Source organism: Rhizobium changzhiense, from assembly GCF_013087625.1.
Classification (GTDB): Bacteria; Pseudomonadota; Alphaproteobacteria; order Rhizobiales; family Rhizobiaceae; genus Rhizobium; species Rhizobium sophorae.
The window spans coordinates 190,348-203,957 of record NZ_JABFCQ010000002.1 but is presented as its reverse complement, the minus strand read 5'-3'; the positions used below and the strand labels follow the sequence as shown (position 1 = coordinate 203,957).

Genomic DNA, 13,610 nt, shown 5'->3' with positions numbered 1-13,610 from the left:
ACAAAGCATGTGTGGTCAGACGGCGCTTGCCGCGGCAAAACCCCGTTCGATATCGGCCTTGAGGTCGGCCACGTCCTCGATGCCGATCTGCAGGCGGATGACCGGACCGTCCGTCGGCGCCTTGGCGACCTTGCGATCGTTGAGATAGGCATGCAAAGCGAGGCTTTCAAAGCCACCCCAGGAATAGCCGAGACCGAAAATCCTGAGCGCGTCGAGGAAGGCATGCGCCTTTGCTTTTGATTTCTCGGGGCCGTCGGCGGCAAGCACGAAGGAAAAGATGCCGCTGGCGCCTTTGAAATCGCGCTTCCAGAGATGGTGCGAGGGGAAACTCGGCAGGGCCGGATGCAGCACGCGGGCGACATCCTCCCTGCCCTCCAGCCATTTCGCGATATCAAGCGCGCTTTCATAATGGCGCTCGAGGCGCAGGCCCATGGTGCGCAATCCGCGCAGGATCTGGTAGGCATCATCGGGTGCGCCACAGATGCCGAGCACACCGTTTGCTTCCTTCAGCCGCTCCCAGTGCTCGGCATTGGCCGAAACCGTTCCGAGCAGGATGTCCGAATGGCCGGACGGATATTTCGTCGATGCGTGGATGGAGATGTCGACGCCGTAATCGAGCGGCCTGAAATAGACCGGCGTCGCCCAGGTATTGTCCATCATGACCACGGCGCCGTGGCGGTGCGCAACCGCCGAGATCGCCGGAATATCCTGCATTTCGAAGGTGTTGGAGCCCGGAGCCTCGGTATGAACGAGCTTGGTGTTCGGCCGGAACAGCGTCTCGATGCCGGCGCCGATCTCCGGGTGGTAATATTCCACCTCGACGCCGAGGCGCTTCAGCATCGTATCGCAGAAATGACGCGTCGGGCCATAGACCGAATCGACAACCAGCGCGTGATCGCCGGTAGCGACGAAACCCAGAAACGGAATGGTGACGGCCGCAAGACCCGAGGGCACGAGGATCGTCCCGGCCGAACCTTCGAGCGCGTCGATCGCCTCGCAGAGCGCATCCGTCGTCGGTGTGCCGCGCGTTCCGTAGGTATATTTCTGCGTGCGCGTCTCCATCGCCCGCGCATTCGGAAACAGCACCGTCGAGGCATGCACGACCGGCGGATTGATGAAGCCGTGATAGTCGAAAGGATCGTTGCCGATATGGGTCAGGCGGGTGTTGATGCCGGCATTCTGCAGCAAGCTGTCTTTGTCTTTCATGTCGGGAATAGCCTTTGGCGACGGAGACGCGAAACCGGACTTTTGGACGCCCCGCCATATCAGGTCAACCCCTAGGAGTTGATCGCCGGCGACGTAGCGAAGCGGTGGAAGCCACGATTTTCGCGTTATTTTTCCGCAATCAGGCGCCTATTTCATAGCCAAGTGCCCACGAACGCAGCGCAATCTCCCAAAATGCTGAAATTTGCCGCAATTATTGACCGCGACACTTGACCCTGGTGACATTTGCGACTGTGATAGAACAACTCGCGCCGGGAGGGTGTCGAGAAAATGGGGGGCGGCAGAGTTTTTCCGCCGGAACTTCCCACAAGAAAATACAAGACAACGGAAAAGGTTGGGAAAAAATGAAGAACAAGCTTCTGTCCGCAACGATCGGCGCAGCAGTTTTCGCTCTTGGCGCTTCGGCTGCTTCGGCCACGACACTCACGGATGTCAAGGCAAAGGGTTTCGTTCAGTGCGGCGTCAATACCGGCCTTACCGGCTTTGCCGCACCTGACGCTTCCGGCAATTGGGCCGGCTTCGACGTCGACTTCTGCAAGGCCGTCGCTTCGGCCGTGTTCGGCGACCCCACCAAGGTCAAGTACACGCCGACAAATGCGAAGGAACGCTTCACCGCTCTGCAGTCCGGTGAAATCGACGTTCTCTCGCGTAACACCACTTGGACAATCAATCGCGACACCGCACTCGGCTTCAACTTCCGTCCCGTCACCTATTATGACGGTCAGGGCTTCATGGTGCGCAAGAGCCTGAATGTGAAGTCGGCTCTCGAACTCTCCGGCGCCGCAGTCTGCGTACAGTCGGGCACGACCACGGAACTGAACCTCGCCGATTACTTCAAGACGAACAATCTGCAGTACAATCCGGTCGTCTTCGAAAATCTTCCTGAGGTCAACGCGGCCTACGACGCCGGTCGTTGCGACGTTTACACGACCGACCAATCTGGTCTCTATTCGTTGCGTCTGACGCTGAAGAACCCCGACGAACACGTCATCCTTCCTGAGATCATCTCCAAGGAGCCGCTTGGCCCGGCCGTCCGTCAGGGTGATGATCAGTGGTTCGATATCGTTTCCTGGACGGCTTATGCGCTGATCAATGCCGAAGAGTTCGGCATCACCCAGGCAAATGTCGACGAGATGAAGAACTCGCCGAACCCGGACATCAAGCGCTTCCTCGGCAGCGAGACCGACACCAAGATTGGTACCGATCTCGGCCTGACCAATGATTGGGCCGCCAACGTCATCAAGGGCGTCGGCAATTATGGCGAAATCTTCGAGCGCAACATCGGCCAGGGCAGCCCGCTTAAGATCGAACGCGGCTTGAATGCTCTGTGGAACAAGGGCGGCATCCAGTACGCACCGCCGGTTCGTTAATCGAGCTTTGGCATGAAATCCCGGGAAGGCGGCCGAGCCGCCCTCCCATCTTCCAAAAAGTAAAAAGAAAGCCCGAAAACGGGCACAAGGGGATTGGCGCGGCATGACGCATGGGGCTGTGGATAGGACACCTTTGCATGACACCGGCTGGAGTTTCCGGTCGGCAATGTACGACCCGAAATACCGGAGCATATTTTACCAGCTTCTAACAATCGTTGTTCTCGTGGGCTTTGTATGGTGGGTGGCCCACAACACGGCCGTGAACCTTGCCCGCAGCAATACGGCATCGGGTTTCGGCTTTCTTCGCGGTCGCGCCGGTTTCGAAATCGGCCAGTCGCTGATCACCTTTTCGAGTGACTCGACTTATGCGCGCGCACTTCTCGTCGGTATTCTGAATACCTTGCTCGTGGCGGTGACCGGTATCTTCACCGCGACCATCATCGGCTTCCTGATCGGGATCGGCCGGCTGTCGCGCAATTGGCTGATTGCCAAGCTCTGCACGGTCTATGTCGAGGTTTTCCGCAACATTCCGCCGCTGCTCGTCATCTTTTTCTGGTATCTCGGCGTTCTCTCCGTCTTGCCGCAGCCGCGCGAGTCGGTGGGTCTGCCGTTCAACATGTTCCTCAACAACAGAGGACTGGCCTTCCCGAAGCCGATCTTCGAGACAGGCATGATAGCGGTCGGCATTGCCCTGCTGATTGCGATTGTCGCCACCATCATCATCACGCGTTGGGCCCACAAACGCCAAGCCGCAACCGGCCAGCCGTTCCACACCGTGTGGACGGCGATCGCGCTGATCGTCGGCTTGCCATTGCTGGTCTTCGTTGTCTCCGGCTTTCCGCTCACCTTCGATGTTCCGGTTGCCGGAAAATTCAACCTCACGGGCGGCTCCGTCGTCGGCCCCGAATTCATGTCGCTGTTTCTCGCTCTGTCCTTCTATACCGCCTCGTTCATCGCCGAGATCGTTCGCGGCGGCATTCGCGGCGTTCCAAAGGGACAATCCGAAGCAGCCGGCGCGCTGGGGCTGCATCCGTCGAGCGTGACGAGACTTGTCGTGGTGCCGCAGGCGCTGCGCATCATCATCCCGCCGCTGACGAGCCAGTACCTGAACCTGACCAAGAACTCCTCACTCGCCATCGCGATCGGTTTCTCGGATCTCGTTGCCGTCGGTGGCACGATCCTCAATCAGAGTGGTCAAGCGATCGAGATCGTGTGCATCTGGGGTATCGTCTATCTCAGCTTGAGCATTCTCACGTCGCTGTTCATGAATTGGTTCAATGCCAAGATGGCACTGGTGGAGAGATAAGATGTCGGTCGCCGATAAACCCTTCGTCAGAACGTCCATCCTTGCCGCCGAACCGCCGCCCCCCGGCGAGAGGGGAGCCGTCGCGTGGATACGCCGCAATCTCCTGGCAACGCCCAAGGACGTGATCCTGACGATCCTCGCCCTTGCGCTCATCGCATGGGCCGTGCCGCAGCTCGTCAACTGGCTGTTCATCCAGGCCGTATGGTCCGGGCCGGACCGCACATTCTGCGCGACGACGATCCAGGGCGGCATCCAGCCTGACGGCTGGAGTGGCGCATGCTGGGCCTTCATCAGCGCCAAGTACGATCAGTTTATCTTCGGCCGCTATCCGCTCGGTGAGCGTTGGAGGCCGGCGATCGTCGGGATCCTGTTCATTCTGCTGCTGGTTCCGATGCTGATCCCGTCGGCGCCGCGCAAGGGTCTGAACGCCATTCTTCTGTTCGCCGTCCTGCCGGTCATCGCCTTCTGGCTTCTTCACGGTGGCTTCGGCCTCGAAGTGGTGGAGACTCCACTCTGGGGCGGGTTGATGGTGACGCTCGTCCTGTCCTTTGTCGGTATTGCCGTCTCCTTGCCCTGCGGCATTCTGCTTGCGTTGGGGCGCCGCTCGAAGATGCCTGTCATCCGGATGCTCTGCGTGACCTTCATCGAGGTCATTCGAGGCGTTCCGCTGATCACCGTTCTGTTCATGGCAAGTGTCATGCTGCCGCTCTTCCTTCCCACAGGCTGGAACGTGGACAAATTGCTGCGGGCGCTGATCGGCGTGTCGATCTTCACGTCGGCCTATATGGCGGAAGTGATCCGCGGCGGCCTTCAGGCGATCCCGAAGGGACAATTCGAAGGCGCAGATTCGCTTGGCCTCGGCTATTGGCAGAAGACCCGGCTGATCATCATGCCGCAGGCCATCAAGCTAGTCATCCCGAGCATCGTGAACACCTTCATCGGAACGTTCAAGGACACGTCGCTGGTCACCATTATCGGCATGTTCGACTTGCTTGGCATCGTCAAGCTGAACTTCTCCGATGCCAACTGGGCAAGCTCCGTCACGCCGATCACGGGTCTCATCTTCGCGGGCTTCATCTTCTGGCTGTTCTGCTTCGGCATGTCGCGCTATTCAGGCTTCATGGAACGCCATCTCGATACCGGCCACAAACGATAAGAACGCTAAAACGATAAGAATGAGGGAAAACAATCATGGCTGAAGCTCCAGCGAAAAAGCTCACCGTTTCCGCAACGGAAGTGGCGGTCGAGATCGTCAACATGAACAAGTGGTACGGCGATTTCCATGTGCTGCGCGACATCAACCTGAAAGTCATGCGCGGCGAGCGCATCGTCATTGCCGGGCCGTCGGGCTCGGGCAAGTCGACGATGATCCGTTGCATCAACCGTCTGGAAGAGCATCAGAAGGGCAAGATCATCGTCGACGGCACCGAGCTGACCAACGATCTGAAGAAGATCGACGAAGTACGGCGCGAAGTCGGCATGGTGTTTCAGCACTTCAATCTCTTCCCGCATCTGACGATCCTCGAAAACTGCACGCTGGCGCCGATCTGGGTCCGCAAGATGCCGAAGAAGCAGGCGGAAGAAGTGGCCATGCATTTTCTGAAGCGGGTCAAGATCCCGGAACAGGCCAACAAATATCCGGGCCAGCTCTCCGGCGGCCAGCAACAGCGTGTGGCGATCGCCCGGTCGCTCTGCATGAACCCGAAGATCATGCTGTTCGACGAGCCGACCTCGGCGCTCGATCCCGAAATGATCAAGGAAGTGCTCGACACCATGGTGGGTCTTGCCGAGGAAGGCATGACCATGCTCTGCGTCACACACGAAATGGGCTTTGCCCGCCAGGTCGCCAACCGCGTCATCTTCATGGACCAGGGCCAGATCGTCGAGCAGAATTCGCCGGCCGAGTTCTTCGACAATCCGCAGCACGAGCGCACCAAGCTGTTCCTGAGCCAGATCCTGCACTGAGGCAGAGAGCTGAAGCTTTTAAAGGACCCGCCGCGCCTTCCGGTTCGGCGGGTCTTTCGCGTTCAGCGGGAAGCTGTCGCCTGCAGCAGACTGCAGAGACCGGCAAGACCGGAATCGGAGCCGCCTGAACCGGATATATCGGCGCAACGGACGAGCATCTTGCGCTGCTCATTGACAGGCCTCGCCCGAAAGGCCTCCAGGGTCTGGATCTGGGACGCGCTGAGGCTACGCTCAGCCGCCGGTCTCCTGTCGCTGCCTACCCCATCTGCCCTGCCGATGGCGAGATTGGCATCGACGCCATTACCGCTGCCGACCGAGGCCGTGGTGTTGGCATCGAGCCCATCAGAACCGCCGGTGCGCGCATTGAGATCGGCATTGACGCCGCGCCCGCCACCGATCCTGGCGTTGGCGTCTGTATCGAGACCGTTACCGACACTGGCATTGACATCGGCATCGATGCCCCGGCCACCACCGGCATTGGCGATCGCATCGGCATTGACGCCGTTCGAGCCGCCGACGGAAGCATTGGCATCGGCGCTGATGCCGTTCCCACTGCCGATCGAAGCCCCGCCATCGGCGCTGACGGCATTGCCTGCATTCACCGACACGCCGACATCGATCGCACGCGCATCGCTTGCCGGCATGGCAAGGAGGGCGCAGGTAGATGCGAGCACTGCAAAGGACAGTCTATTGTGGTTATGGGTCATATTTTCCTCCGTTTCATTCCGCCGAACCATCTGCCCGGCAGTCGAAAATCGAGGAACGCGCGTACCTTCGATTGACCGGACGCCTGCAGCTACAGGACGTCCATGGCAAGGCAACGTGAAGAGATGACGAATGTTTCACAACATGGCGCGGCAAGTCGGCTTGGCGGCGTGCAATGATGTTTCACGGTTATTGAATTCCGAATTGCTCGACCGACTGTGCCAGAAGCGGGCATGTCCGCTGACAGTCGGAGGCTTGCTGAAGTATTCCCTCCGATGGCGCCAGCGATCTTCAGCCGGCGACGAAAATCCGATAGCACTTTTCCTTGAGATCGACCACAGCTGTCGCGGGCGTTGGCTTTTCCACTAGCGATTGAACATGCTAAAAATAACTCCCTCTCCGCCTGGATATATCAAGCGGGAAGTCCATGTTTCAGAATGTTTCTCATCTGATGGAACTGGAGGTTTAGAATGGGCATTTTCGACAAGATCAAACATGCAATCTTCGGAGAGGCGAAAGCGGCCGAACCCGTTGCTGCCGGCGCGCCGAAGACAGAGCCGGCGCAAGCGCCTGCCTCACCGTCGGCAGCCCCCAGTGCGGCGCCTGCGGCCCCTGCCCCGCAGAGCAAGCCGGTCCCCACGGCCACCGCGCCAGCCAGCACAGGGACAGTCGATATCGTCCCGATCCTTGACGCGGCAGTAAAGAAGAGCGGTCAGAAACTCGATTGGCGCCGCTCGATCGTAGACCTGATGAAAGCCGTCGGGATGGATGCGAGCCTGACCGAGCGCAAGGAACTTGCCGCTGAACTCGGCTATACCGGCGACACCAACGATTCCGCAAAAATGAACATGTGGCTGCACAAGGCGCTGATGAAGCGGCTTTCGGAAAATGGCGGCACGGTCCCGGCCGATCTCCTGGATTAATCAACGGCGGATGGCTGCCGCCATTTCTACGACGGCAGCCACCCGGCAAGGTCTCGCGCCGATGCGGAGGGAACAAGGAGTCCGCTTGCCCGCAGGCGTTGGAACCAATAACGTCGCGCTCGATTACTTCAAAAATCGATCATGGAGACTTAAATCCGATGAGATTGATGGCAGTCGTTGGTCTTGCACTGAGCTTGGGCTGTATCTCGGCCGCAGAATCCCCTTCAAACTATCAATCCTATAGCGGCATTCGGGTCGATACCGACCCGGTCCTCCTGGCTCGATACGACAAGGCGCTTCAACGCTGCGTGCCGGAGGCAAGCTCATGGCGGCGCGGCTCGCCGGATCCGCAAAGCCTGCATTACAACGCGGCGCTCAGAAATTGCCTCTATAGACGCAGCTTCGTCGACAGAGGCGTCTACGCCTATCCTATCCCGAAGGTCTACTTCGATCACTTCCTGGATCGCTGAAAAGAGCGGAGCCCTTCAGAGGCCTATCAAACAGAAACCCCGCCATTTTGGCGGGGCTGTCCTCAATCGCGATGCTGCGACCTCTGCATAGTTCCTTAAATCGGAAAGACGCGCGGCGTTATAGTCAGCGTTTGCCGCCAGCTGGCGGGCGGCCCTTGCCCGCCGGGCGATTGCCGCTTCCGGACGAGGTCTTGGCATCGTTGCCCTGACCGAAGTTGGTGCCGCCAAGATGGCCACCGCCGCTGGTATTGGCAACCTGGCGCTGCGCTTTGCGCAACAGTGCCTCTGCATTGGTCTTGCTCATGAAATTCTCCTCGATGGCTGGAAAACCCAGCCGGAATGCCGCCACTGACATCCGCGGTCAAAGACCGAAGGCATATCAGGCAGCGACGATGGGTGTGGGCGGGAGGCTTGTGTCGATCAAAGAATTGACTGCGTTCATGACGATCCCCCCTCAACCGGCATGACAATCACCCTCCGGCTGCTGCCGGACGGCGCAGAAATCGATTTTGAAAGGAAAGATCAGCTGGGACGCCAGGGCGCAAACCAAGCTCGACAAGCAATTTCGATAGATGAATCAATAAGACGGCAATGTGTTTAAAACAAGTTCCCGGCTTCCTGGCTGGAGAGGCATTGCCGATGGCTTTTGCCGATTCATAGAGGATGAACATGCTGCAGCTCCGGTTGGAACACTTCTTGCAGAGTTACTAATATGTTTATGATGCAAGGACCAAATGTCATGAATCGGTACACATCGCATCAGTTTCCCGCGCTGAGGATCCTCATGAGCGGCCAGGAAAAATACAGCGTCGTCAGAACCCTCGGCGACGCAGCCACCATACTCATCTCCGAATGGCCGGGCGATGATGGCGAGGAGTATGTCGTGGCGGTGAGGACATGCCTCGACGCCATCCGCGGAACCACGCCCCCGGACGCCGCGCGGGAAGCGCTGATCAGAGCGGCTGATGAAGCCGGCATCCGCTACCTCTCGGTCGTTCACTGAGATCGCTCGAGCAGATTCCAGAGAAGAATTTGCGGAAATGCTCGAGGTGCAAATCCGCCGCTCGAACAGATATGGGCACCGCGTTCCTGAACTTCGGCGAATAACGGAACGACTGCCGAATCGAGCCGCGCGCATCTTCCTGGCTTCGCCCTTTTCAAAGCGCGTTTGAAGCAAGACATTTCTGTCTTCTGATCGACCTTCGCAATTTCGCGCATGGTCTTTCCCGCGTCACACGAATCGAAATAAACATCAAACGCCGATCAATGGGTAATTAAGGGAATAATATAAGAATGCGCGCCGGTACCGTAACAGTATTGATTGCCATGGGATTGCTCACTGCCTGCACGCCGACGCGTCAGGACTATGATGCTTTCGTCACATTGCTGCAGGGCAGCTCGAGAGCGAGAAGTGAAGCCGTCAAAGAATGCGTGAGGGGCTTCGATGGAAGGACCACTCGCAACTTCGGCCTTTTGACAAACACCTCGGACAAAGACGCTGCGCGCGTTGGCTGCAATCGATTTATCGCAGCGATCGCCTCCGGTCGCGCCACCTATGACGACGTCGTTGATATCAAACGCCACCGGCCCACTCCGAAGTTGATCAAAATCTTTCAAGGTCGCTAAACAGGATTACGCGTCGGCTTGCGGTGTCAGGCTCGCAAGCCGGCGACAACTCGTTTGATACGAAGCCGCCGCCGCCCAGAAGTGCTGCGGACACGGTGCACTCCGAGCCGATTGCCAATTCATCCGAGATGGCTATCGTGTGGCATCACCAATCTGCCGTGTGAGATGAGATGACCTACGAGAAGATACCCGGAGGTCCGGAACTGCTGGCGTGGTTCGGCCAGAAGCCGTCCTTTCACGACGCGGAAATTTTGAGCCTCACACTCAATCGCACTGGCATCAGCGAGCTGAAGATTCACGGCTGGATTGGCACCGATGCTGTTGATCAAGATGGATACCGCATCCTTGACAAACATGCGGTCGTCACCTTCACCTTCGAAGATATCATGGACCTGCAGCTGGACGGCTTCAGCCATCAGAACGTGATCAATGGTCTCGTCCTTCGCTACGCAATTGATCGCGGTCGAGCCGGCTACTATGCCCTGCCAAAAGGACCGGAAGACATCGAAATCGAGCTCCGACCCTGTTACGGACTGGATGGTTTTATCCGCGCGAAGAAGGTCACAGTGAGGTTCGCTCCGGGGCGGCCTACTGCAGACAGACCAACTGCCGCTGCGGTCCCTTGAGGAAATCTTTGCTTCTCGATTTTGGTTTCTGCCCAACTCATAGCCTGTCCTGGCGCTTCTCCTGTGACATCAGCTGGCTGGCGAATGCAGCGGAGAGCGCGTCGTCGGCATATTCAAATGTACCGGCTGTTTTGACCTCCATAGCGGCGCGCATCAACGCACCCAGCGCGGCCCGTGCGAAAGAGCCGCCGACACTCACGCGGCGTACTCCGACGCTCGACAGTTCGGCAACCGAGTATTTTCGCCCTTTCAATCCCATGACCACGTTGACTGGCTTGTCCACGGCCGCACAAACGGTTCTGATTGCCTCGATATCCGGCAAACCGGGGGCGTAGAGCACGTCTGCTCCGGCAGCCGAAAATGCTTGCAGCCGTTCGATGGTGTCCTCCAGATCGGGTCTCTCCCAAAGATAATTCTCCGCCCGCGCCGTGAGAAGGAAAGGCAGACCGCGTGCAGCCTCCGCTGCAGCATGGATGCGTTCGACGGCTTGCGACAGCTCGTAGATCGGGTCAGCAGGATTGCCTGTTGCGTCTTCGATCGATCCGCCGACAAGTCCGGTTTCGCAGGCCAAGCGGATGGTTTCCGCACAGGTTTCTGGCGACGCACCGAAGCCATCCTCAAGGTCGGCAGAGACAGGAAGATCCGTAGCCCGGATGATCTCGGCGGCGTTCTCAAGGACCTCATCCCGTCCAAGGCTTGCGAATGAATCCAACTTGCCTTTGGAAAAGGCGTAACCCGCGCTGGTGGTCGCGAGCGCCTCGAAGCCAAGGCTCGCGAGCAGGCGAGCCGAACCGGCGTCCCACGGGTTCGGGATAACAAAAGCCATGTCGCCCTGGTGAAGCGCCTTCAGCCGCTCGAACTTTGCCTTTTGATCCATAAACGCCTCCCCTCGCATGTCACTGAGGCGAGACTAGCACTGCGAGAACGAAATGTGAACACGCTCCGCGAACTTGCTTTGGAGACTCCGCAGCAGAGGCCGAAATCAGCTGTTACCCATCTCTTCGGTATGGACAGTTGAAATGATGGCGACCCCTGCAGGAATCGAACCTGCGACAACCTGCTTAGAAGGCAGGTGCTCTATCCAGCTGAGCTAAGGGGCCGTCCGGCGGTCGCGTTCAGGGAGCGCGACCGGATGCGGCATATCTGGACTAGAAATCTCAATGCGTCCAGGGCTGTGTGCGCGTATAGCGGAAATTGTCCGGATAGGCGACGACCTGGCGGACCGGATCCTTCGGTGCGATGACGCGGTATTCGATGCCGTTGCGCTGGGCGTAGGCTTCGGCGAGTTCCTGCGTTTCGAAGGTGAGCTTCACCTGCTGGCGCATATCGCCCGAGGAAGTGTAGCCCATGATCGGATCGATCTTGCGCGCCGACTCCTGATCGTATTCAAGCACCCAGAGATTGGTCTTGGCCTTGCCGGACTGCATGGCGGTCTTGGCTGGACGATAGATCTTGGCAGACATGACTGCAGCGTCTCCGACTATGCGGGCAGCGCCCGCCTTTCATGGTCTCAATCCCGTTGCCGGCCCGTTCTCGGGCCTGGCATCATCGCTGAGGATAATGCCAAGAGATGAATTTTGCTTAGCCGCGAATCCCCGCTTTTTCAAGAAAAAAGGCGATGTGCGACACGGCTGCCGACTCCGTTCGCATGACGGCCAACCCCGCCTCCCTTTCAAATCCGGTGATTGTCGGCCGGATTTCGCAATATTACCGATTGTCTCATGTTGTGATCACAACTTGATTGCCGCTGCCTTCCCTCGGCACTAGTTTACGGCTCAATCGATTTCAGTGGATTTGCAGCTCATGATGAGACGTTCGGCGGAGTTCAATGCCATTGTGATAGGCGCTAGCATCACGGCGTTCTTCTACGTTGCCATCAGCTACGCCCAATATATCGGCCTGATCGCCCACGGCTAAGGTAGCCTTGTGCTGACGTTCAATTGCGCCAGGCAGACCGAACTCGTGCGCCCGGAAGCAGGCTGGCGACCTATCAAGATTTTCTGTCTTGCATCCACAGGTCCGGCGAGGAATCTTCGGCCAGAGCTGGATTTATGGGTTGCGACGGCGAAGTGAACCGTGTATCTCCCCTGCCATTCACGGCACGGAGTGTAGCGCAGTCTGGTAGCGCATCTGGTTTGGGACCAGAGGGTCGGGAGTTCGAATCTCTCCACTCCGACCATTCAATATCCCGATATTCTTGAATTCCCTGACAGGTGCACCGCTGCTCGCGCGCGCCGTCGTCACTTCGCCTTCTTCGTCGTCGTGGCGCTAACGATCCTGTCGCCCGGCTTGATTCCCAGTTTGGTGACGATGCCGGCATTGAGTTCGACGACGTATTTCACCGCGACCGTCGAATCGATGATGTCGCGCGAATAGGGCACTGCCTTTTCCTTGATGTGGCGAATCGTGCCGGTGTCGTCGGCAAAAAGCATGTCGAGCGGCAGGATGGTATTCTCCATCCACATGGTGACGCGCCGCGGCTGATCGAAATCGAAGATCATGCCGGCATCATCGGCCATCGTCTTGCGAAACATCAGGCCGCGGGCGCGCTGATCCGGGGTCACGGCGATTTCGACGGTAAAATGCAGCACCTTGCCCGCAGCGGTCTGGATGAGCAGCGGCTCCTTGTCGAACCGTATCTCCTCGTCAGCCAACGCCGGCAGCGCGACCATGAAAAAAAGCGCCAGGATGGCGCTTCTGATGACATCAAATAGGATTAGGCCGCGCATGTTCAGTGCGACCGGCTTGCCGGGCTCGGAACGTCGGGATGGATTTCAGCGGCCATCAGGCCCTTTTCGCCGTCGCCGAAGCGGACGAGCACCACCTGGCCGGGGCGCAGTTCCGTCAGGCCGAAACGGCGGAGTGTTTCCATGTGCACAAAGATGTCTTCGGTGCCCTCGCCACGCGTCAGGAAACCGAAGCCCTTGGTGCGGTTGAACCACTTGACCAGCGCACGCTCAAGCCCGCTCGTCGCGGTCACCTGCACATGGGTGCGCACCGGCGGCAGTTGCGAGGGATGAACCGCGGTCGATTGGTCCATCGAAAGGATCTTGAAAGCCTGGTAGCCGCGCTCGCGGCGCTGAATGAGGGCGACGATGCGTGTTCCCTCGAGGATCGTCTGGTAGCCGTCGCGGCGCAGGCAGGTCACGTGCAGGAGAACATCCTGCATGCCGTTGTCGGGCACGATGAAGCCAAAACCCTTGGCGACGTCAAACCACTTGACGACGCCGGTGATTTCAACAAGATCGACCGGTTCTCCCGATAGCTCGTCGAGGTCGGAGTATTCGTTCGATGAAATCCTATCAGCCATTGTCGCCAGCCCCTCGAATACGCGTCACACTGTTACGGTTAACTGATTCTTGAAATCAAGATTAACATCTTGGTAACGGATAAGC

17 protein-coding genes and 2 tRNA genes are annotated in these 13,610 nt (G+C 58.4%); 10 read left to right on the top strand and 9 right to left on the bottom strand.

The annotated features are described in order from the left end of the window. Window positions 1-15 precede the first annotated feature (15 nt). Complete coding sequence (locus G9X68_RS10410) at window positions 16-1,206, bottom strand: cystathionine beta-lyase (RefSeq protein WP_171602313.1); 1,191 nt, start codon at window positions 1,204-1,206, stop codon at window positions 16-18. A gap of 362 nt (window positions 1,207-1,568) precedes the next feature. Here G9X68_RS10410 and G9X68_RS10405 point away from each other — a divergent pair, with 362 nt between their 5' ends. The 4 genes from G9X68_RS10405 to G9X68_RS10390 all read left to right on the top strand — a co-directional run bounded on the left by G9X68_RS10405 (window position 1,569) and on the right by G9X68_RS10390 (window position 5,865). After that, on the top strand, window positions 1,569-2,594 hold the full coding sequence (locus tag G9X68_RS10405; protein ID WP_168308789.1) for an amino acid ABC transporter substrate-binding protein: 1,026 nt from the start codon (window positions 1,569-1,571) through the stop codon (window positions 2,592-2,594). Window positions 2,595-2,697: 103 nt separating this feature from the next. Next, window positions 2,698-3,900 carry an amino acid ABC transporter permease gene (locus tag G9X68_RS10400; RefSeq protein WP_171602312.1) on the top strand — a complete coding sequence of 401 codons (1,203 nt, stop codon included), beginning with the start codon at window positions 2,698-2,700 and terminating at the stop codon, window positions 3,898-3,900. Between the two features lies 1 nt (window position 3,901). Next, window positions 3,902-5,056 (top strand): amino acid ABC transporter permease, encoded by a 1,155-nt coding sequence (locus tag G9X68_RS10395; RefSeq protein WP_171602311.1) that lies wholly within the window; start codon window positions 3,902-3,904, stop codon window positions 5,054-5,056. 35 nt (window positions 5,057-5,091) lie between these two features. Beyond that, a complete protein-coding gene (locus tag G9X68_RS10390) occupies window positions 5,092-5,865 on the top strand; it encodes an amino acid ABC transporter ATP-binding protein (RefSeq protein ID WP_162118789.1) in 774 nt (257 codons plus the stop codon). Window positions 5,866-5,927: 62 nt separating this feature from the next. Here G9X68_RS10390 and G9X68_RS10385 read toward each other — a convergent pair whose 3' ends face one another. Next, the gene (locus G9X68_RS10385; RefSeq protein WP_171602310.1) at window positions 5,928-6,572 is read right to left on the bottom strand and encodes a hypothetical protein; all 645 of its coding nucleotides are present in this window, start codon (window positions 6,570-6,572) and stop codon (window positions 5,928-5,930) included. Between the two features lie 468 nt (window positions 6,573-7,040). On the opposite strand from G9X68_RS10385, the gene G9X68_RS10380 reads away from it, so the two are divergent. Together G9X68_RS10380 and G9X68_RS10375 are read left to right on the top strand one after the other, a co-directional pair. Further along, the gene (locus G9X68_RS10380; protein ID WP_171602309.1) at window positions 7,041-7,493 is read left to right on the top strand and encodes a DUF3597 domain-containing protein; all 453 of its coding nucleotides are present in this window, start codon (window positions 7,041-7,043) and stop codon (window positions 7,491-7,493) included. Between the two features lie 158 nt (window positions 7,494-7,651). Further along, window positions 7,652-7,963: a hypothetical protein gene (locus tag G9X68_RS10375; RefSeq protein ID WP_168275161.1), complete on the top strand. Its 312-nt coding sequence runs from the start codon at window positions 7,652-7,654 to the stop codon at window positions 7,961-7,963. Window positions 7,964-8,087: 124 nt separating this feature from the next. On the opposite strand, the gene G9X68_RS10370 is transcribed toward G9X68_RS10375, so the two are convergent. Continuing rightward, window positions 8,088-8,267 (bottom strand): hypothetical protein, encoded by a 180-nt coding sequence (locus G9X68_RS10370; RefSeq protein WP_003559012.1) that lies wholly within the window; start codon window positions 8,265-8,267, stop codon window positions 8,088-8,090. Window positions 8,268-8,433: 166 nt separating this feature from the next. After that, window positions 8,434-8,634 (bottom strand): hypothetical protein, encoded by a 201-nt coding sequence (locus G9X68_RS10365; protein WP_171602308.1) that lies wholly within the window; start codon window positions 8,632-8,634, stop codon window positions 8,434-8,436. Window positions 8,635-8,675: 41 nt separating this feature from the next. On the opposite strand from G9X68_RS10365, the gene G9X68_RS10360 reads away from it, so the two are divergent. From G9X68_RS10360 to G9X68_RS10350, 3 genes are all read left to right on the top strand, one after another. Next, on the top strand, window positions 8,676-8,966 hold the full coding sequence (locus G9X68_RS10360) for a DUF982 domain-containing protein (RefSeq protein ID WP_171602307.1): 291 nt from the start codon (window positions 8,676-8,678) through the stop codon (window positions 8,964-8,966). 290 nt (window positions 8,967-9,256) lie between these two features. Next, window positions 9,257-9,589: a hypothetical protein gene (locus G9X68_RS10355; protein ID WP_171602306.1), complete on the top strand. Its 333-nt coding sequence runs from the start codon at window positions 9,257-9,259 to the stop codon at window positions 9,587-9,589. A 170-nt stretch (window positions 9,590-9,759) separates the two neighbouring features. Next, the gene (locus G9X68_RS10350) at window positions 9,760-10,215 is read left to right on the top strand and encodes an Imm50 family immunity protein (protein WP_171602305.1); all 456 of its coding nucleotides are present in this window, start codon (window positions 9,760-9,762) and stop codon (window positions 10,213-10,215) included. Window positions 10,216-10,252: 37 nt separating this feature from the next. Here the strand turns inward: G9X68_RS10350 and G9X68_RS10345 are convergent, their stop codons facing one another. The 3 genes from G9X68_RS10345 to G9X68_RS10335 all read right to left on the bottom strand — a co-directional run bounded on the left by G9X68_RS10345 (window position 10,253) and on the right by G9X68_RS10335 (window position 11,678). After that, a complete protein-coding gene (locus G9X68_RS10345) occupies window positions 10,253-11,092 on the bottom strand; it encodes an isocitrate lyase/PEP mutase family protein (RefSeq protein ID WP_171602304.1) in 840 nt (279 codons plus the stop codon). Window positions 11,093-11,238: 146 nt separating this feature from the next. After that, window positions 11,239-11,315 (bottom strand) — tRNA-Arg (locus tag G9X68_RS10340). Between the two features lie 57 nt (window positions 11,316-11,372). Then, window positions 11,373-11,678 (bottom strand): ETC complex I subunit, encoded by a 306-nt coding sequence (locus G9X68_RS10335; RefSeq protein ID WP_105005859.1) that lies wholly within the window; start codon window positions 11,676-11,678, stop codon window positions 11,373-11,375. Window positions 11,679-12,317: 639 nt separating this feature from the next. Here G9X68_RS10335 and G9X68_RS10330 point away from each other — a divergent pair. Beyond that, window positions 12,318-12,394 (top strand) — tRNA-Pro (locus G9X68_RS10330). A 61-nt stretch (window positions 12,395-12,455) separates the two neighbouring features. Here the strand turns inward: G9X68_RS10330 and G9X68_RS10325 are convergent. After that, window positions 12,456-12,944, bottom strand: a complete 489-nt coding sequence (locus G9X68_RS10325; RefSeq protein WP_171602303.1) for a DUF192 domain-containing protein — start codon at window positions 12,942-12,944, stop codon at window positions 12,456-12,458. Window positions 12,945-12,946: 2 nt separating this feature from the next. Continuing rightward, complete coding sequence (locus G9X68_RS10320) at window positions 12,947-13,525, bottom strand: cold-shock protein (protein WP_007628623.1); 579 nt, start codon at window positions 13,523-13,525, stop codon at window positions 12,947-12,949. Window positions 13,526-13,610: the final 85 nt, after the last annotated feature.

What these genes read in the sequence shown, in the direction of transcription:
- G9X68_RS10410 (WP_171602313.1), bottom strand. Translation starts at nt 1,206, where the DNA reads ATGAAAGACAAAGACAGCTTGCTGCAGAATGCCGGCATCAACACCCGC.
- G9X68_RS10405 (WP_168308789.1), top strand. Translation starts at nt 1,569, where the DNA reads ATGAAGAACAAGCTTCTGTCCGCAACGATCGGCGCAGCAGTTTTCGCT.
- G9X68_RS10400 (WP_171602312.1), top strand. Translation starts at nt 2,698, where the DNA reads ATGACGCATGGGGCTGTGGATAGGACACCTTTGCATGACACCGGCTGG.
- G9X68_RS10395 (WP_171602311.1), top strand. Translation starts at nt 3,902, where the DNA reads ATGTCGGTCGCCGATAAACCCTTCGTCAGAACGTCCATCCTTGCCGCC.
- G9X68_RS10390 (WP_162118789.1), top strand. Translation starts at nt 5,092, where the DNA reads ATGGCTGAAGCTCCAGCGAAAAAGCTCACCGTTTCCGCAACGGAAGTG.
- G9X68_RS10385 (WP_171602310.1), bottom strand. Translation starts at nt 6,572, where the DNA reads ATGACCCATAACCACAATAGACTGTCCTTTGCAGTGCTCGCATCTACC.
- G9X68_RS10380 (WP_171602309.1), top strand. Translation starts at nt 7,041, where the DNA reads ATGGGCATTTTCGACAAGATCAAACATGCAATCTTCGGAGAGGCGAAA.
- G9X68_RS10375 (WP_168275161.1), top strand. Translation starts at nt 7,652, where the DNA reads ATGAGATTGATGGCAGTCGTTGGTCTTGCACTGAGCTTGGGCTGTATC.
- G9X68_RS10370 (WP_003559012.1), bottom strand. Translation starts at nt 8,267, where the DNA reads ATGAGCAAGACCAATGCAGAGGCACTGTTGCGCAAAGCGCAGCGCCAG.
- G9X68_RS10365 (WP_171602308.1), bottom strand. Translation starts at nt 8,634, where the DNA reads ATGTTCATCCTCTATGAATCGGCAAAAGCCATCGGCAATGCCTCTCCA.
- G9X68_RS10360 (WP_171602307.1), top strand. Translation starts at nt 8,676, where the DNA reads ATGTTTATGATGCAAGGACCAAATGTCATGAATCGGTACACATCGCAT.
- G9X68_RS10355 (WP_171602306.1), top strand. Translation starts at nt 9,257, where the DNA reads ATGCGCGCCGGTACCGTAACAGTATTGATTGCCATGGGATTGCTCACT.
- G9X68_RS10350 (WP_171602305.1), top strand. Translation starts at nt 9,760, where the DNA reads ATGACCTACGAGAAGATACCCGGAGGTCCGGAACTGCTGGCGTGGTTC.
- G9X68_RS10345 (WP_171602304.1), bottom strand. Translation starts at nt 11,092, where the DNA reads ATGGATCAAAAGGCAAAGTTCGAGCGGCTGAAGGCGCTTCACCAGGGC.
- G9X68_RS10335 (WP_105005859.1), bottom strand. Translation starts at nt 11,678, where the DNA reads ATGTCTGCCAAGATCTATCGTCCAGCCAAGACCGCCATGCAGTCCGGC.
- G9X68_RS10325 (WP_171602303.1), bottom strand. Translation starts at nt 12,944, where the DNA reads ATGCGCGGCCTAATCCTATTTGATGTCATCAGAAGCGCCATCCTGGCG.
- G9X68_RS10320 (WP_007628623.1), bottom strand. Translation starts at nt 13,525, where the DNA reads ATGGCTGATAGGATTTCATCGAACGAATACTCCGACCTCGACGAGCTA.